Raw genomic sequence first — 16,799 nt, forward strand, 5'->3', positions numbered from 1 at the left:
CCACTCTTCCGGCTGTGGACAACCTCTGGCGCGCTCACGTCACAATGGCTCCATGACCGCGCGTGAGCAGGCACGATTCTGGGAACATCCGGGCCTCCCCGGGGTGGATCTGCTGCGTGCGCGCTACGTCCGGCACGCTTTCTCCCGACATGTCCACGACGGCTATGTGATCTGCGCGGTCACCGGCGGGGTGGAGGCCGTCGGCCTGGCCGGCGGCGCCGAGCTCGCGGGTGAGGGCGGCATCGTCCTGCTCAACCCCGAGGTCCCGCACACGGCCTACGCGGGCGCCGCAGGCGGCTGGAGCTACCGGGTGCTGTACCCCTCGACGGATGTCGTGTCGGCGGTCGCGGCGGAGATCCGCGGCCCGCGCGGTACCCCCTCCTTCAACGGCCCGGTCGTCTCCGACCCCGCCGCCGCCCGCATGATCGCCGCCGTTCACGACGCTGCCGAGCAGGACAACGCGCTGGCCGCCGAGACGTTCCTGCGGCTCGCCGTCGGTCGACTGCTGGCCCACCACGGCGCGGACGGCGCCCGCGGCGGCGGCCCGCCCGGCGCGGCTCCCGCCGCCGCCCGCGCCCGCGACCTGATGGCGGCCCGCCTGACCGACCCGCCCAGCCTCGACGAGCTCGCCGCCGAGACGGCCACCAGCCCCTTCGGGCTGCTGCGCGCCTTCAAGGCCGCCTATGGCCTGCCCCCGCATGCCTGGCTGACCGGCGAACGCGTCCGCGCCGCCCGCCGCCTCCTCGACACCGGCGTCGCCCCCGCCGACGCCGCGATCAGCGTCGGCTTCACCGACCAGCCCCACCTCAACCGGCATTTCAGCCGGATCGTCGGCGTCCCGCCCGGTGCCTACCAGCGCGAGCGGAGGATCGCCCGGGGCCGTTGAGCCCACGATCGCAAGGCGCACCGGACGAGAGCCGACGACGTACGAGCGGGCCGGTCAGCGCATGGGCCCTCCAGGCGGCCCGCTGCAGGAACGTGGGCGCGCCGCAAGAACGTACAAGACCCGTGGCGGGCCGCCTTCGTAGCTTGATCGGGTGAAAACAGCGCAGATACCGGGGCCCGATACCGTGCGGCAGCCGGCACGGCCTCGAACAGCAGTGGTCCGCGATGCCTTGGGCGTGGGGGTCGCCGTCGGACTGTCCGGATTCGCCTTCGGCGTGACCTCGGCGGGTGCGGGGCTCTCCGTCCTCCAAAGCTGCACCCTGTCGCTGCTCGTCTTCACCGGCGCCTCGCAGTTCGCCCTGGTGAGTGCGCTCGGCGCAGGTGGCAGCCCGTTCGCGGCGGCGGCCGGGGCGTTCTTCCTGGGCACCCGCAACGCCTTCTACGGCCTGCGGCTCTCTCAGCTCCTGGAACTGCCGGCGGCGGTACGGCCTCTCGCCGCCCAGTGGGTCATCGACGAGACCTCCGCGGTCGCCCTCACGCAGCGCGAACGCGCCACCGCCCGGCTCGGGTTCACCGTCACCGGCGCCAGCCTCTACGTGCTGTGGAACCTCACCACCCTGCTGGGGGCCCTGGGCGCGTCGGCGCTCGGCGACCCGAACGCCTGGGGGCTGGACGCGGCCGGGCCGGCCGTCTTCCTGGCCCTGCTGGCACCGATGGTGAAGGGCAGCACCGAGCGGACGGTGGCCGGGCTCGCCGTCGTGCTCGCGCTGGTCTGCCTGCCCCTTCTGCCGGCCGGGGTGCCGGTCCTGATCGCGGCTCTGGCCGCGCCTCTGGTGCTGGCCGGGCGAAAGCTGGTCGTACGGTGACCGGGCAGACGGGCGTCTGGATCGCCATCGGCGCCACCGCTCTGGGCTGCTACGGCGTGAAGCTGCTGGGCCTGTCCGTCCCGGCGGGCCTGCTGGAGCGGCCGCTGGTCAAGCGGTTGGCATCCCTGGTGCCGATCGCTCTGCTCGCAGCCCTCACCGCCCTGCAGACCTTCGGCACGGACACCTTGCGGGCGGTGGTCGACGCGCGCTCCGCGGGCCTCGCGGCGGCGGCCGTCGCTCTGTTCCTCCGTGCGCCCTTCCTGGTGGTCGTCGCCGCCGCGGTGCTGGTGACGGCGGCCGTACGGGCGATGTAGGCCGTACGGAGGCGGGTGGCGGCCGAGGGATACTGGCACCCATGCGGTTGACGATTTTCTGGGAGCGGATGCGCGCGCAGTTCGGCGAGACCTACGCCGACTCCTTCGCGCGCGACCACGTGATGTCCGAACTGGGCGGCCGTACGGTCGTCCAGGCGCTGGAGGACGGCTGGGAGGCGAAGGACGTCTGGCGGGCGGTCTGCGTGGCCATGGACGTGCCCGCCGCGCGGCGCTGACCAGCCGCCAGAAGCTGCGCGAATGCCCTGATATCAGGACTTGGCCGGAGGCAAGGCCCAGACTTGCCCTGTGGCAGCACGTGACGAGTCTCCCGACCCGGCGCCGGACGGGCCCGGCGGCGAGTCGCGCCCGTCGCATACGCGCATGCCGCGCTGGCTGCCGCGCGCCCTCGTCCTCGCGCTCGCCCTCCTGGCCTGCTACCAGTTCGCGCACTGGGTGTTCGACCGGCTGGTGGGCCTGCTCGTCAACGTCCTGATCTCGTTCTTCTGCGCCCTGGCCATCGAACCCGCGGTGGACTGGATGGCCAGGCGCGGCGTTCGCCGGGGCCTGGCCACCGGCATCGTGATCCTCGTGCTGCTGCTCGCGGCCGCAGGCTTCCTGCTGGCGGTCGGCTCCCTGCTGGTCGACCAGATCAGCACCATCGTGCGCAGCCTGCCGCGGTACGTCGACGACGTGGTGAAGTGGATCAACAAGACCTTCGACACGCACATCGACACCGGCAACAAGCTGCACGACAAGGTCCTGCACTCCAACTGGGTGCGCACCTACCTCACCAACGGCGCCGCCAGCGTGTGGGGCATCTCGGCCACGGTCCTCGGCACCGTCTTCCAGATCTTCACGGTGCTGCTCTTCACCTACTACCTGGCCGCCGACGGACCCCGGCTGCGCCGGACCCTGTGCTCGATGCTGCCGCCCGCCCGCCAGGCGGAGGTCCTGCGCGCCTGGGACATCGCGGTCGCCAAGACCGGCGGCTACCTCTACTCCCGCGCGCTGATGGCCGTGATCTCCGGCCTGGCCCACTACATCCTGCTCCAGGTGCTCGGCGTCCCCTACGCGCCCGCGCTCGGTGTCTGGGTGGGGCTGGTCTCGCAGTTCATCCCCACCGTCGGCACCTACCTGGCCGGCGCCCTGCCGATCCTCATCGCGTTCACCGAGGACCCCTGGGACGCGTTGTGGGTGCTGTGCTTCGTCGTGGTCTACCAGCAGTTCGAGAACTACCTGCTCCAACCGAGGATCACCGCGCGTACCGTGGACATCCACCCGGCGGTCGCCTTCGGCTCGGTGATCGCTGGTACGGCACTGCTCGGCGCGGTCGGCGCGCTCATCGCGATCCCGGCGACCGCGACCCTCCAGGGATTCTTCACCGCCTACGTGCGCCGCTACGAAGTCACCGACCCTCGGACGTGAGCCCGCCGGCCGGGTTCCGCGGGGTTCGGCTCCGCCCGGCGGGTCGCTTGACACGGAAATCGAACATCCATTCATATGGAAGGCGTCCGGCGGGGTTCCCGCCGCGGCGGCGCGAACTGCGGCCTGCCGGCCGGAGTTATCCACAGGTCCGGGGCGACGTGCGGGCGCGTTGTCAGTGCCAGGCGCTAGCGTCATGGACGTGAAGCGATCGAACCAGACATCCCGGGTGGAGCCCATGGCAGGAAACGACCGCGAGAAGGCCCTCGACGCCGCGCTCGCGCAGATTGAACGGCAGTTCGGCAAGGGTGCCGTCATGCGGCTCGGCGACCGGCCGAACGATCCCATCGAGGTCATCCCCACCGGGTCGACGGCTCTGGACGTGGCGCTCGGCGTCGGCGGCCTCCCCCGCGGCCGCGTCGTGGAGGTGTACGGCCCGGAGTCCTCCGGCAAGACCACCCTGACCCTGCACGCGGTGGCCAACGCCCAGCGGGCCGGCGGCACGGTGGCCTTCGTGGACGCCGAGCACGCGCTGGACCCCGAGTACGCCAAGGCGCTGGGCGTCGACACCGACAACCTGCTGCTGTCCCAGCCGGACACCGGCGAGCAGGCGCTGGAGATCGTGGACATGCTGGTCCGCTCCGGCGCGATCGACCTCATCGTGATCGACTCCGTGGCAGCCCTCGTGCCGCGGGCCGAGATCGAGGGTGAGATGGGCGACTCCCACGTGGGTCTCCAGGCCCGCCTGATGAGCCAGGCGCTCCGGAAGATCACCAGCGCGCTCAACCAGTCGAAGACCACCGCGATCTTCATCAACCAGCTCCGCGAGAAGATCGGTGTGATGTTCGGCTCGCCGGAGACCACCACCGGCGGCCGCGCCCTGAAGTTCTACGCCTCCGTCCGGCTCGACATCCGCCGGATCGAGACGCTCAAGGACGGCACCGACGCGGTCGGCAACCGCACCCGCGTCAAGGTCGTCAAGAACAAGGTGGCGCCGCCCTTCAAGCAGGCCGAGTTCGACATCCTCTACGGCCAGGGCATCAGCCGTGAGGGCGGCCTGATCGACATGGGCGTGGAGCACGGCTTCGTCCGCAAGTCGGGTGCCTGGTACACCTACGAGGGCGACCAACTCGGCCAGGGCAAGGAGAACGTCCGGAACTTCCTGCGGGACAACCCGGACCTCGCCGACGAGATCGAGAGGCGGATCAAGGAGAAGCTCGGCGTCGGCGTGCCGAAGACCGAAGCCGCAGGCACCCCGGGTGCGGACGCGGCCGCGCCGGCCGAACCCGGCAAGGCCGAGCCGGCCAAGGCCGAGGTTCCCGCGCCCAAGAAGGCGACCAAGGCCACCGCCGCCAAGGTCTGACGCCATGGAGCGCAAGCCCCAGAAGCGCGGCGGTTCTTCCGAGTCGAGGGCCTCGCACGAGCCGCCGCTCGATCCTGGTGAGCGGGCACGGGCGCTGTGCCTGCGCCTGCTCACCGGGACCCCTCGCACCCGCCGTCAGCTCGCCGACGCCCTGCGGAAGCACGAGATCCCCGACGACGTCGCCGAGCACGTACTGGAGCGTTTCGAGGACGTGGGCCTCATCGACGACCAGGCGTTCGCCAACGCCTGGGTGGAGTCACGACACCGCGGTCGCGGTCTGGCCCGTCGGGCCCTCGCCCGCGAACTGCGCCACCGCGGTGTCGAGGCGGACCTCGTGACCGAGGCCGTCGGCCTGCTCGACCCCGAGCAGGAGGAGGAGACCGCCCGCGAGCTGGTCCAGCGTCGCCTGCCGGGTACCCGTGGCCTGGAGCGGGACCGGCGGATCAGGCGTCTTGCGGGCATGCTCGCCCGCAAGGGGTACCCGGAGGGCATGTCCCTGCGGGTGGTGCGTGACGCGCTCGCGGCCGAGGGCGCCATCGACGACGCCGAGGACGCGGAAGGCGAGCGCTGGTCGTGGCAGAGCGAATAGCCCGCACGGCTCGCCGTCGCCCGACCATCAGCAGGTGCGCCCGCTGACCTGATGGCCGGCCGTACCGCCCCCCGTATCTCCGTCCGGGCGGTCGGACTCGCCCCCGGCCCGGGAGGCGTCGGCCGCCGTATCTCCCCGTCCGCCGGCCGGAGCCGGCGCCCCGCCCCGCGCCAGGTCGGCGTAGGAGTACAGCTCGGCGGGTCGGCAGCCCACCATGGCGGCCACCAGATGCCCGTCCGGCCGGATCAGCAGCACGGTGTGCGCGGTGGCCCCCGGATAGGTCTCGGCGACCAGGAGTTCCGCGGCCGTGGGAAGCGCGGCCACCGCGGACGCGAGCCGTGGCATCAGACCGGCCGTCAGCCAGTGCCGTGACTCCCACACACCCGTCCCGGGCGCGACCAGCACCACCACGAGCCCGCGCCCGAGCCGGTCGCGCAGCCTCCCCACCGTGCCGTCCAGCGCGGTGACGGGCACATCGGCGATCGCCTCGCCAGGACGCGTGTCGCACTCCGCCACCAGGGACGAGGCGCCTCCCGCCCTGCCACCGCCTCTCGGCGCCGGAAGGGCCAGCGGGGAGCGGCCGTAGACGCCAGCCGCGGCCGTTGCCCCGCGCCCGAGGTGGCTGTCGGTCAGCAACTCGACCTGGCCGCGGGCCGAGCCGGACAGCAGGGTGTGGCGGACCGTCTGCAGGGCGCCGTTCGACCGCAGCAGCGGAAGCGCCTGATCGGTGGCGCGCAGGCGGGTGCCGACCGCGCCGCGCCGCTCCGCCTCGTAACTGTCGAGCAGGAGATCGGAGGCGCCGTGGTGGAAGGCGAGCGACAACTTCCAGGCGAGGTTCTCCGCGTCGCGCATCCCTTCCTCGACGCTCTGCGCCCCCAGCGCCCCCATCAGATGCGCCGCGTCCCCGGCGAGGAAGATCCGCCCGACCCGCCAGGCGCGGGCCAGCCGCTGGTGCACGGGGTAGTCGGCCGAGCCGACCAGTTGGTAGGGCACCACCTTGCCGCACCACGCGGTCAGGGCGGCCCTGAGGCGCTCCACCAGGGCGTCGGAGGTGACCTGACGGCCCTGCACCGGAAGCAGCCAGTCCATCCGCCACAGCCCGTCAGGAAGCGGGCGGGCGGTGATCTCCTGGCCGACCGGAGCCCCCGGCGGGTCGCGGTGCAGCAGTGCCACGCCCGGCTCGGGCAACTCCGTGCGGACCGCCACCACGGCGTGCCGGTCCACCGCCGTCCGGCCGGGGAAGCGCACGCCGAGCAGCTTGCGGACCGTCGAGCGCGGGCCGTCGCACCCCACCAGGTAACTGCCGCGCCACCAGGTCTCCTCGGCGCCCCTGGTGTGCACGGTGACGCCGCGCGCATCCTGCTCGACCTCGTCCACCCGGCAGCCGGACACGATCCGCACCGCACCGCGGGCCGACAGCGCCGCCCGCAGCCCCTGTTCCAGCAGGTGCTGGGCCACATGGACCGGAGCGCCCGCGGGATCGGCCCCGAAGTCCAGCCGCAGCGCCTCCGTTCGGCGGCGCAGGGTGCGCCACCCCGTCCAGGTGGCGCCGTCGTCGCGCAATCCGCCGTACCCGAGGCGCTCCACGAGCGCCGCGGTGGCCGGACCGAGCACGGACGTCCGCGCCTGCCGCAGCCCTTCCGCCCCGCCGAGCACCTCCGCCTCGTCCAGCAGGATCACAGGGACATCGCTGCCGGCCAGCGCGAGGGCGAGGGTCAGGCCCACGGGGCCGGCCCCCGCGACGATCACCGGGTCCACGCAGCGGCCCCCGGAAGAGTTGCGGTCACAAAGCGTATGCAACTCACTGCGCCTTCCCACGTCAAGCGACGGTCGCACGTCGGCGCGGTGCGGAGCAGGCGTTCCGACGCACGCCGGACGCGCACACGGCATACTCGGGGCGCACACGGTGGCATCGGTGCACCCCTGCTCGCCGCCTTCCCGCCGCTCCCGTGCCCGGCGCGTACCGGGTGGGTAACGGTCCGGTGCGTGAGCCGGTACCCCCTTGACGCGCCGGGTCCCGATCGGCGTGGATTCGATCCACAGGTCCATGACCCACCTCGCGGGCGGGGCGGCCGAGCGCCGTCCCGCAGCCGGTGGCCGAGCGGATGAGGAGGCGGTGACACGTGCGACTGCTGCTCGTGGAGGACGACGACCGGGTCGCTGCCGCCCTCTCCGCGGTGCTCGGCAAGCACGGATTCGACGTGCGCCACGCCCGCAGTGGTGAGGAGGCGATCCAGGCGCTGCTGCCCGACGGCGGCCCGGGGTTCGACTGCGTGCTGCTCGACCTGGGTCTGCCGGACCAGGACGGCTTCGAGGTGTGCAGCCGCATCCGGCGCCGTACCGCCACTCCGGTGATCATGGTCACAGCCCGCTCCGACGTCAGGTCCCGCATCCACGGCCTGAACCTGGGCGCGGACGACTATGTCGTGAAGCCGTACGACACCGGCGAGTTGCTGGCCCGCATCCACGCGGTGGGCCGTCGCCCACCGCTGCGGCCCGGTCCCGCGCCGAACGCCGGGCCGGCCACTCCGCCGAGCGGCAGTCCGGTGGTGAGCGTGCCGGCCCCGGCCGCCGAGGACGGGCCGATCACGCTCGGCCGGGTGGCGATCGAGCCGTCCACCCGCCAGGTCACCGTGGGCGGCGATCCGGTGGCGCTGACCCGCAAGGAGTTCGACCTGCTCGCGCTGCTCGCCCAGCGCCCCGGCGTGGTCTTCCGCCGGGAGCAGATCATCAGCGAGGTGTGGCGGACCGCGTGGGAGGGCACGGGCCGCACCCTGGAGGTGCATGTGGCCTCGCTCCGTTCGAAGTTGCGCACTCCGGCCATGATCGAGACGGTGCGCGGGGTCGGCTACCGGCTCGTCGTACCGGCCGGCTGACGGCCGGGCCCGAGGACCGCCGTGCGCTCACGACTGCTCCCGCTGCTCATCGTGCTGATGGCCGGCGTCCTGCTCGCGCTCGGGTTCCCGCTGGCGGCCAGCCAGGCGGCCGCCCAGCAGCAGCGCGTGGTGGTGGACCGGATCGACGACACCACCCGGTTCGCGGCGCTGGCACAGTTCGTGACCGCCCGCGACGAGGACTCCCTGGTCGACCCGGACGACGACGAGCGCCTGCACACCCTGGTGACCGAACTCGACCGCTACGAGCAGCTCTACGGCATCAGGGCCGGGGTCTTCTACCGGGACCGCACATCGATGGCCGCGGCGCCGCGCAACTGGCGCGTCCCGTCCAGCGGGGAGCTGTACGACTCGTACGACGCGGCGCTCCTGGGCCGGCGTGCCCACGATCCGGAGCAGGTGTGGCCGTGGCAGCACCGCATGCTCGCCATCGCCTCACCGATCGTGCGGGACGGCGACGTGGTCGCGGTGGTCGTCACCGACTCCCCGACCGGGGCGCTGCGTTCGCGCATCCTGCACGGCTGGCTGCTGCTGGCGGCCGGTGAACTCGCCGCGATGGCCATCGCGGTGCTGCTCGCGGTGCGGCTGACCGCGTGGGTGCTGCTGCCGGTCGCGACCCTGGACCGGGTCACCCACGACATCGCGACCGGCAGGATGAAGTCCCGCGTGGGGGCTTCCGGCGGCCCACCGGAACTTCTGCGCCTGGTCCGGTCGTTCAACGAGATGGCGGACAACGTCGAAGCAGTGCTGGACCAGCAGCGGGCCTTCGTCGCCGACGCCTCCCACCAGTTGCGCAATCCGCTGTCCGCGCTGCTGCTGCGGATCGAGTTGCTCGGACTCGAGCTGCCCGACGGCCATACCGAGGCCGAATCCGTGAAGGAGGAGGGCCACCGGCTCGCCCAGGTGCTCGACGACCTCCTCGGCCTCGCGGTTGCCGAGAGCTCCGGCAGTCAGCTGGCCGCCGTCGACATCGCGGAGCTGACGCGGATCCGCGTCGAGGCGTGGCGACCCGTCGCGGACCGGCAGGGCGTCGCCGTGCGCTTCAGCGCGCCCGGATACGCCGAGGTGACGGGCTGGGCGGACAGGGTCGCCCTGTCCAGCGCCCTGGACGCGGTGATCGACAACGCGATCAAGTTCACGCCCGAGGACAGCGCGGTCTCGATCCGGGTCACGTCCGAGGACGAGCAGGCGGCGATCGTGGTGGCCGACCGGGGCCCCGGTCTGAGCGACGACGAACTCGCCCGGGTCGGCGACCGCTTCTGGCGCAGCGCCCGCCACCAGAACGTCCGGGGTTCGGGGCTGGGCCTGTCCATCGCCCGCGCCCTGCTCAGCCAGGGCGGCGGCGGCATCCGCTTCGGCCGCCGCGAGCCGCACGGCCTCGAAGTGCGGCTCACGGTGCCGAGTACGGAGCAGGTGCTCTCGCAGCGGCGTGCCGACTGAGCAGGCGGCGCGGGCGGGCCGCATTCCGGCCGCGAGTTACGGCTTCACCGACCGGTAGTAGCGCTCCGCGCCGACGTGCAAGGGCAGCGGATCGGTGAACACGGCGGTGCGCAGGTCGACGAGTTGGGCCGCGTGCACCACGTTGCCGATCGAGTCGCGGCTGTCGATCACTGCCTTGGTCAGCCGCTGCACCAGGCCGGCGTTGGCGTGATCGGTCGTGACCAGCAGGTTCGCCACGGCGATCGTCGCGATGGACTGGTTGCCCTGTACGTTCGGGTAGGCGTCGGGGGGCATCATCGCCTGCCGGTAGTACTGCATCTGCGGCCCCATGGCGTGCAGCTTGGCCACCAGGTCGCCGAGTTGGACCAGCCGGATGCGGTCGGTCGGGGACGCCATGGCGCTCACCGCCGCGGTCGGCAGCCCACCGGACCAGAAGAACGCGTCGAGCTTCCCGCTGAGCAGCATCGACGGGGCCTGGTCGATGCCGACCGGCACCGCCGTGATGTCCTTGTCGATGTCGAGGCCCGCCGCCGTCAGCAGCCTGCGGGTGATCAGGTTGACGCCCGATCCGGCCTGGCCGACCCCCACCCGGAGGCCGCGCAGGTCCCGGGCCGACTGCACCTTGGAGTCGTGCGGCACCACCAGCTGCATGTAGTCGTCGTAGAGCCGCGCACAGGCCCGCAGGTGGTCCTTCCCGGGGCCGTTGTAGGTCGCGACCGCGTCGGCCGCCGCGATCGTGAAGTCGGCCTGCCCGTTCACGACCTCCTCGATGTTCTCGACGGAGCCCTCGGTGCGCTCCAGGTTGACCTTCACGCCCGGAAGCGCCGTGCGCAGGTCCTTCTTGAGCAGCACGCCGTACTTCTCGTAGACCCCGCTCTGCACCCCCGTGGCCAGCGATATCGGCCCCTTCGGGTACGACGGGCCGCTCGACGGCAGCAGCCACCACAGCAGCAGCGCCAGCGCGGACGCGGCGGCCAGGACCACCTGGAACGCACGCCGGGTGCCGAGCCGGCTGCCGAGGTGACTGAGGTCCATGCCCCGCGATCCTGCCAGCCCCGTCGCCGGGAAGGAAGGCGCGGCCGGGACCCGCCGGCCCGCCGGGCCCCACCCGTCTCCGCGGCGGACCGGCCGCCGGGACGGAACCGGCGGGAAACCGGATTCGGGTATGCCGCAGGCACCGCCTACTCTGGGTGCATGACCGCGCAGGACACCGCTCTCCAGCGAAGCTACGAGATCCGCACCCATGGGTGCCAGATGAACGTTCACGACTCCGAGCGCCTGGCCGGCCTCCTGGAGGACGCGGGGTACGTCCGGGCGCCCGAGGGCTCCGACGGCGCGGACGTCGTGGTCTTCAACACCTGCGCGGTGCGCGAGAACGCCGACAACCGTCTGTACGGCAACCTCGGCCAGCTCGTGCCGAAGAAGGCCGCCCGCCCGGGGATGCAGATCGCGGTCGGCGGCTGCCTGGCGCAGAAGGACCGCGACACCATCGTCAAGCGCGCGCCGTGGGTGGACGTCGTCTTCGGCACCCACAACATCGGTCAGCTGCCGGTGCTGCTGGAGCGGGCCAGGATCGCCGACGAGGCGCAGGTCGAGATCGTCGAGTCGCTGGAGACCTTCCCCTCGACGCTGCCTTCGCGCCGGGAGTCGGCGTACGCGGCCTGGGTCGCGATCTCCGTGGGCTGCAACAACACCTGCACGTTCTGCATCGTGCCGGCGCTGCGCGGCAAGGAGAAGGACCGGCGGCCGGGCGACGTACTCGCCGAGGTCGAAGCGCTGGTCGCCGAGGGCGTCGTCGAGGTGACCCTGCTCGGGCAGAACGTCAACGCGTACGGCTCCGACATCGGCGACCGTGAGGCGTTCGGCAAGCTGCTGCGCGCCACCGGAGGGGTCGACGGGCTGGAGCGCGTGCGCTTCACCTCCCCGCACCCGCGCGACTTCACCGACGACGTGATCGCGGCCATGGCCGAGACGCCGAACGTCATGCACCAGCTCCACATGCCGCTCCAGTCGGGCTCCGACCGGGTGCTGAAGGAGATGCGCCGTTCGTACCGCCAGGACCGCTACCTCGGCATCATCGAGAAGGTGCGCGCCGCGATGCCGGACGCCGCCATCACCACCGACATCATCGTGGGCTTCCCCGGCGAGACCGACGAGGACTTCGAGCAGACCCTGCACGTGGTGCGCGAGGCGCGCTTCGCCCAGGCGTTCACCTTCCAGTACAGCAAGCGGCCCGGCACCCCGGCGGCCGAGATGGACGGACAGATCCCCAAGGAGGTCGTGCAGCAGCGCTACGAGCGGCTGGTCGCGCTCCAGGAGGAGATCTCCTGGGAGGAGAACAAGAAGCAGGTCGGCCGCACCCTGGAAGTCCTGGTGGCGGAAGGCGAGGGCCGCAAGGACGACGCCACGCGGCGGCTGTCGGGCCGCGCCCCGGACAACCGGCTCGTGCACTTCGCCCGGCCGGACCAGGAGATCAGGCCCGGCGACATGGCGACGGTCGAGATCACCTACGGCGCCCCGCACCACCTGCTCGCCGAGCGGCCTCCGCTGGCTGTGCGCCGCACCCGCGCGGGCGACGCCTGGGAACGGCGGCAGGGCGCTGCCGCTGCCAAGCCGGTCGGTGTGATGCTCGGTCTGCCGACGATCGGCGCTCCGGCGTCGGAGCCGGTGCCGACGGGCGGTTGCGCGCTCGGCTGATGCGCGAGCGCGCGGGTGCGCACGGCCACGGCCGGTCACCTTCGTCGCCCGATGCGACCGGGTCCGACCGGCCGGCTCAGCCGTTCGTGGCCCGCCGCCGGTGCCCGCGTCGTCCGCGTCCCGCCCGGTAGGGTTCCGATCATGCTGGTCGCCGCTGCCGTCTGTCCCTGCCCTCCGCTGCTCGTACCCGCGGTCGCGGCTGGTGCCGCATCCGAGTTGGACACGCTGCGCGCGGCCTGCGCCGACGCGGTGGGGGTGCTGGCCGCGGCCCGGCCCGAACGGCTCGTGGCGGTCGGGCCGGCGCCTCAACAAGGGCTCGGAGCCTTCCCCCAGGGTGCCGCCGGCTCGTTCCGCTCCTACGGCGTCGCCCTCGACGTCACCCTGGGCGCGCCGCCGGAGAGCGGTGCGCCGGCTCCGACCACTGCCGTTGCCCTGCCGTCCTCGCTGGCTGTCGCCGGCTGGCTGCTGAGGGGGTGGCGGGACGCACCCGTCGAAGGGCTCGGCGTGGCCGCGCAGTTGGAACAGGAGCGGTGCGCGGCGGCCGGCCGCGCCCTCGCCGACTCCGCGTCGAGGGTGGCGCTGCTGGTCATGGGTGACGGCAGCACCTGTCGCACGGTCAAGGCGCCCGGCTATCTGGACGAGCGGGCGGAGCCCTTCGACGCGTTGGTCGCCGCCGCCCTCGGTGCGGCCGATACCGCGGCGCTTGCTGCTCTCGACCAGGATCTCGCCCAAGCGCTCCAAGCGGCCGGCCGCGCACCGTGGCAGGTGCTGGCGGGGGCGGCGCACGGGGGAGGACTGGCGGGGGAGTTGCTGTACGACGCCGCGCCGTACGGCGTCGGGTACTTCGTCGCGACCTGGACGTAGCGGACAGCCGGCGCCCGTGGCGTGGTGCGCGGGCTGGATGTGGACTGACCGCGGATGGTGGAGGTCCGCGGCCGTCCGGCATGAGGGCGCGCGCGTGGTGCTCGCACGCGCCGGTCCTGACCACGGGTGGTGCCCGAGGTCAGGACTCGCATGTGTGGGTGCTCAGTTGGCGTCGCGGCCCTTGTCGCCGTAGTCCTGCACGGCGTCCTTGGCCTTGTCCACGCCGGAGTCGATCTGGCCGCTGTACTTGCCGCCGGTCTTCGAGTCCGCGGCGTGGCCCGCCTTGTCGAGGCCCTGGTCGATCTTGTCGCCATGCTGACCGGCGAGTTGTCCCGCCTTGCTCTTCGACATGCCGAGCTTGTCCTTGAGCGTGTCCATGAAGCTCATCTGGCACCTTCCCTGGGGTTCCCCCTCGATGTGACGGCCAGGGGATGACCGGGGCGCACCCACACCCGCCGTGAGCAGGTGAAAAAGCACACCAAAGGGCACATATCGCCCTTCACTCCTCGACCATACTCGCGCCCCGGACATTTCGCGTCGCCAGCCGGCGCGGCCTGTGGACAGCCGGCGCGGGGGGCCCTGGGCCTGCGATCATCACTCGATCGGTAGGGAACGGCGGAGTTTGGGAGACTTGCAGGGTGAACAAGCGCGTGATCGCCGTCGTCGGGCCCACCGCGGCCGGGAAGTCCGACCTGGGCGTCGCCCTGGCGCAGGAGCTGGGCGGTGAGGTGATCAACGCCGACTCGATGCAGCTCTACCGCGGCATGGACATCGGCACCGCCAAACTCACCGACGAGGAGCGGCGCGGTGTCCCGCATCATCTGCTCGACATCTGGGACGTGACCGAGGCCGCCAACGTCGCCGCCTATCAGAGCCTTGCCCGCGCGGAGATCGACCGGCTGCACGCGGCGGGCCGGGTGCCGATCCTGGTCGGCGGTTCCGGGCTGTACGTCCGCGCGGCCATCGACGACCTCCGGTTCCCTGGTACCGACGCCGCCGTGCGCGCCCGCCTCGAGGCCGAACTCGACATGCGTGGCCCGGGCGCCCTTCACGCCCGCCTGGCCGCCGTGGACGCCGAGGCGGCCCGCGCGATCCTGCCGAGCAACGGCCGCCGGATCGTACGCGCCCTGGAGGTGGTGGAGATCACCGGCCAGCCCTTCACGGCGAACCTGCCCGGTCACGAATCCGTCTACGACACCGTGCAGATCGGCGTCACCGTCCCCCGGCCGGAGCTCGACGAGCGCATCGCCGCGCGCGTCGAACGGATGTGGGAGGCCGGACTGGTCGGGGAGGTCCGCGCCCTGGAGGCGCAGGGCCTGCGCGAGGGGCGTACGGCCTCACGCGCCCTGGGCTACCAGCAGGTCCTCGCGTGGTTCGCCGGCGACTGCACCGAGGACCAGGCGCGCGCGGAGACCGTACGCGCCACGAAACGCTTCGCCCGGCGCCAGGAATCGTGGTTCCGGCGCGACCCGCGAGTGAACTGGCTCACCGCCCGCGGAACGGAACTCGCCCAGCAGGCGCTGGCGTTGGCGAAGGAAGCTCCAAGAAGCGGTCACAGCCTGATCACGTGATGGCATCGGGACGCCTCGGTGTCCCGGAGCGGCCACGCGACCGTGTCATCATCGTGCTTCGAGCTACTGTGTCGACATACTGGAGGGCGCGTGGCGATGGCAGCCGGCCCGCGCGACACCCCACACGGACGCGACACATCGACGGACTCCAACCACTTCGCGGGTGACCCGAAGCGGAATCACCACCGAGGTCAGGTGCCGGAGTCCCGTCCGCCGCTGGAGTCCCTGGACGCGCCGAACTCCCCGAGCCCTTCCCACGATCCGGTGGACCCGCTCGATCCTCTGGGAACGCTCGAACCGCTCGACGGGCTGGAGAGCCTGGACCAACTGGATCGGCTGGAACCGCTCGGTGTCCTGGACGACCTCGACCCCCTCGAGTCCGCCGCGCTCCTCCCCGCCATCGAGGACGGCGAGTCGTTCGGAGAGCTGCGGCCCCAGCGACGGCTCCGGATCTGGCAGATCGCACCGATCATCGCGCTGGCGGTCGGCGGCTCGCTGATGTTCGCCTTCCCGCTCGCCTTCGAGTCCGGTGACACCGGGCCGGTCGTCGCGATGCTCGGCCTGCTGCTGTGCTGCTGCGCGGCCGGCTGGGGGCTGGCCGCTGCCCGGCGGATCGGCCAGACCTGGCCCGGACTGCCCGCGCGGGGCTCCGGCGGCCGCGCCGACTGGCGTTACGTCGCCGGCTACACCGCGCTGACCGTGGTGCTCGCCCTGCTCGCCGTCTGGCGCGTGGCCCGGCTGCGCTGAGCACTCCCTGCCCAGGTCAGCGCCCTGCTGGCGCCGGCCGGTGCACTGGCGGCCGACCGCGTACGATCAAACCTGTGACTGCTGCGCGCTCCGCCGACGCCCCCTTCGCCTTCCTCAAGGGACACGGCACCGAGAACGACTTCGTGATCGTCCCCGACCCGGACGGTGTGCTCGACGTGTCCGCGGCCGATGTGGCGCGCTTGTGCGACCGGCGGGCGGGGATCGGCGCCGACGGCCTGCTCCGGGTCGTGCGCTCCGCCGCCCACCCGGAGGCTGCCGCGCTCGCCTCCGAGGCCGAGTGGTTCATGGACTACCGCAACAGTGACGGCAGCATCGCCGAGATGTGCGGCAACGGCGTGCGTGTCTTCGCCCGGTACCTGCAGCGGGCCGGTCTCGTCGGTGCCGGGGACCTCGACATCGCCACCCGCGCGGGGGTACGGCACGCGCACATCGGCAAGGACGGTGTGGACGGCACGGAAGGCGAGATCACCGTCACGATGGGACCCGCCGAACTGCCCGGTGGTGAGGTCAGTGTCGGAGTCGACGGCCAGACCTGGCCCGCGGTGCACGTCAGCATGGGCAACCCGCACGCCGTCGCCTTCGTCGACGACCTGGACGACGCGGGGGAGCTGCTGCGCGCCCCCGCCGTCAGCCCGGCCGGGGCCTACCCGAACGGCACCAACGTCGAGTTCGTGGTGGACCGCGGTCCGGCCCACGTGGCCATGCGCGTGCACGAACGAGGCTCGGGCGAGACCCGCTCCTGCGGCACCGGAGCCTGCGCGGTGATGGTCGCCGCCGCGCGAAGGGACGGTCTGAACCCCGCGCGCACCGGGCAGCCGGTCACCTACACCGTCGACGTGCCCGGCGGCCGACTGGTCGTCACGGAGCGTGCCGACGGTGAGATCGAGATGACCGGCCCGGCCGTCATCCTCGCCGAAGGCACCATCGACCCCAGCTGGCTCGCAGCCCCCTCGCACTGACCCGGGCCCGACCCGCGATCCCCACGTGCCACGGCCACCGCGCCCGTCGCACCGCCAGAACCGGACGTATCAGGTCACCGCACCCGTACGCCTTCCCTCGAACGGGTGATGGGGATCACTCTCGGCGAGAGCGCCGCAGCCGCACGTGGTGGGCTCGGTAGCATCAA

The 16,799-nt window shown here is 72.5% G+C and carries 16 protein-coding genes and 1 pseudogene; 14 read left to right on the forward strand and 3 right to left on the reverse strand.

Annotated elements, in window-relative coordinates; genetic code table 11:
- The first annotated feature begins 52 nt into the window (after positions 1 to 52).
- From C4U44_RS07175 to recX, 7 genes and pseudogenes are all read left to right on the forward strand, one after another.
- Positions 53 to 886 carry an AraC family transcriptional regulator gene (locus tag C4U44_RS07175; RefSeq protein WP_103884811.1) on the forward strand — a complete coding sequence of 278 codons (834 nt, stop codon included), beginning with the start codon at positions 53 to 55 and terminating at the stop codon, positions 884 to 886.
- Between the two features lie 151 nt (positions 887 to 1,037).
- Positions 1,038 to 1,751: an AzlC family ABC transporter permease gene (locus C4U44_RS07180; protein WP_103884812.1), complete on the forward strand. Its 714-nt coding sequence runs from the start codon at positions 1,038 to 1,040 to the stop codon at positions 1,749 to 1,751.
- Entirely contained in the window at positions 1,748 to 2,065 is a 318-nt protein-coding gene (locus C4U44_RS07185; protein ID WP_103884813.1) for an AzlD domain-containing protein, read from the forward strand. Before C4U44_RS07180 ends, C4U44_RS07185 begins: the two co-directional genes overlap by 4 nt.
- A 41-nt stretch (positions 2,066 to 2,106) precedes the next feature.
- A complete protein-coding gene (locus tag C4U44_RS07190; protein ID WP_103884814.1) occupies positions 2,107 to 2,301 on the forward strand; it encodes a DUF3046 domain-containing protein in 195 nt (64 codons plus the stop codon).
- 145 nt (positions 2,302 to 2,446) lie between these two features.
- Positions 2,447 to 3,490 carry an AI-2E family transporter gene (locus C4U44_RS07195; protein WP_103884815.1) on the forward strand — a complete coding sequence of 348 codons (1,044 nt, stop codon included), beginning with the start codon at positions 2,447 to 2,449 and terminating at the stop codon, positions 3,488 to 3,490.
- A 235-nt stretch (positions 3,491 to 3,725) separates the two neighbouring features.
- A pseudogene (recA, locus tag C4U44_RS07200) lies at positions 3,726 to 4,649 on the forward strand (recombinase RecA); the annotation flags it as partial.
- Positions 4,588 to 5,439: a recombination regulator RecX gene (recX, locus tag C4U44_RS07205; RefSeq protein ID WP_322973569.1), complete on the forward strand. Its 852-nt coding sequence runs from the start codon at positions 4,588 to 4,590 to the stop codon at positions 5,437 to 5,439. The pseudogene recA and the gene recX, both read left to right, overlap by 62 nt.
- Positions 5,440 to 5,466: 27 nt before the next feature.
- Here recX and C4U44_RS07210 read toward each other — a convergent pair whose 3' ends face one another.
- Complete coding sequence (locus C4U44_RS07210; protein ID WP_103884818.1) at positions 5,467 to 7,197, reverse strand: FAD-dependent monooxygenase; 1,731 nt, start codon at positions 7,195 to 7,197, stop codon at positions 5,467 to 5,469.
- Positions 7,198 to 7,562: 365 nt separating this feature from the next.
- Between C4U44_RS07210 and C4U44_RS07215 the strand changes: the two genes are divergently transcribed.
- Complete coding sequence (locus C4U44_RS07215) at positions 7,563 to 8,315, forward strand: response regulator transcription factor (RefSeq protein WP_103884819.1); 753 nt, start codon at positions 7,563 to 7,565, stop codon at positions 8,313 to 8,315.
- 21 nt (positions 8,316 to 8,336) lie between these two features.
- Positions 8,337 to 9,773 carry a sensor histidine kinase gene (locus tag C4U44_RS07220; RefSeq protein ID WP_103884820.1) on the forward strand — a complete coding sequence of 479 codons (1,437 nt, stop codon included), beginning with the start codon at positions 8,337 to 8,339 and terminating at the stop codon, positions 9,771 to 9,773.
- 36 nt (positions 9,774 to 9,809) lie between these two features.
- Here the strand turns inward: C4U44_RS07220 and C4U44_RS07225 are convergent, their stop codons facing one another.
- On the reverse strand, positions 9,810 to 10,808 hold the full coding sequence (locus tag C4U44_RS07225; protein ID WP_103884821.1) for a TAXI family TRAP transporter solute-binding subunit: 999 nt from the start codon (positions 10,806 to 10,808) through the stop codon (positions 9,810 to 9,812).
- 159 nt (positions 10,809 to 10,967) lie between these two features.
- Between C4U44_RS07225 and miaB the strand changes: the two genes are divergently transcribed.
- Both miaB and C4U44_RS07235 read left to right on the forward strand, forming a co-directional pair.
- On the forward strand, positions 10,968 to 12,470 hold the full coding sequence (gene miaB / locus C4U44_RS07230; RefSeq protein ID WP_103884822.1) for a tRNA (N6-isopentenyl adenosine(37)-C2)-methylthiotransferase MiaB: 1,503 nt from the start codon (positions 10,968 to 10,970) through the stop codon (positions 12,468 to 12,470).
- A 141-nt stretch (positions 12,471 to 12,611) separates the two neighbouring features.
- Positions 12,612 to 13,334 (forward strand): class III extradiol dioxygenase subunit B-like domain-containing protein, encoded by a 723-nt coding sequence (locus C4U44_RS07235; RefSeq protein WP_103884823.1) that lies wholly within the window; start codon positions 12,612 to 12,614, stop codon positions 13,332 to 13,334.
- Between the two features lie 162 nt (positions 13,335 to 13,496).
- On the opposite strand, the gene C4U44_RS07240 is transcribed toward C4U44_RS07235, so the two are convergent.
- Complete coding sequence (locus C4U44_RS07240; protein WP_103884824.1) at positions 13,497 to 13,721, reverse strand: antitoxin; 225 nt, start codon at positions 13,719 to 13,721, stop codon at positions 13,497 to 13,499.
- Positions 13,722 to 13,972: 251 nt separating this feature from the next.
- Here C4U44_RS07240 and miaA point away from each other — a divergent pair, with 251 nt between their 5' ends.
- From miaA to dapF, 3 genes are all read left to right on the forward strand, one after another.
- A complete protein-coding gene (gene miaA / locus C4U44_RS07245) occupies positions 13,973 to 14,905 on the forward strand; it encodes a tRNA (adenosine(37)-N6)-dimethylallyltransferase MiaA (RefSeq protein WP_103884825.1) in 933 nt (310 codons plus the stop codon).
- A gap of 195 nt (positions 14,906 to 15,100) precedes the next feature.
- A complete protein-coding gene (locus tag C4U44_RS42345; RefSeq protein WP_235031895.1) occupies positions 15,101 to 15,652 on the forward strand; it encodes a hypothetical protein in 552 nt (183 codons plus the stop codon).
- A 74-nt stretch (positions 15,653 to 15,726) separates the two neighbouring features.
- Positions 15,727 to 16,632 carry a diaminopimelate epimerase gene (gene dapF / locus C4U44_RS07255; protein WP_103884826.1) on the forward strand — a complete coding sequence of 302 codons (906 nt, stop codon included), beginning with the start codon at positions 15,727 to 15,729 and terminating at the stop codon, positions 16,630 to 16,632.
- Positions 16,633 to 16,799 lie beyond the last annotated feature (167 nt).

The sequence above is a fragment of the Actinacidiphila yanglinensis genome (assembly GCF_900107965.1).
Taxonomy (GTDB): Bacteria; Actinomycetota; Actinomycetes; order Streptomycetales; family Streptomycetaceae; genus Actinacidiphila; species Actinacidiphila yanglinensis.

What these genes read in the sequence shown, in the direction of transcription:
- C4U44_RS07175 (WP_103884811.1), top strand. Translation starts at nt 53, where the DNA reads ATGACCGCGCGTGAGCAGGCACGATTCTGGGAACATCCGGGCCTCCCC.
- C4U44_RS07190 (WP_103884814.1), top strand. Translation starts at nt 2,107, where the DNA reads ATGCGGTTGACGATTTTCTGGGAGCGGATGCGCGCGCAGTTCGGCGAG.
- C4U44_RS07195 (WP_103884815.1), top strand. Translation starts at nt 2,447, where the DNA reads ATGCCGCGCTGGCTGCCGCGCGCCCTCGTCCTCGCGCTCGCCCTCCTG.
- C4U44_RS07225 (WP_103884821.1), bottom strand. Translation starts at nt 10,808, where the DNA reads ATGGACCTCAGTCACCTCGGCAGCCGGCTCGGCACCCGGCGTGCGTTC.
- miaB (WP_103884822.1), top strand. Translation starts at nt 10,968, where the DNA reads ATGACCGCGCAGGACACCGCTCTCCAGCGAAGCTACGAGATCCGCACC.
- C4U44_RS07235 (WP_103884823.1), top strand. Translation starts at nt 12,612, where the DNA reads ATGCTGGTCGCCGCTGCCGTCTGTCCCTGCCCTCCGCTGCTCGTACCC.
- C4U44_RS07240 (WP_103884824.1), bottom strand. Translation starts at nt 13,721, where the DNA reads ATGAGCTTCATGGACACGCTCAAGGACAAGCTCGGCATGTCGAAGAGC.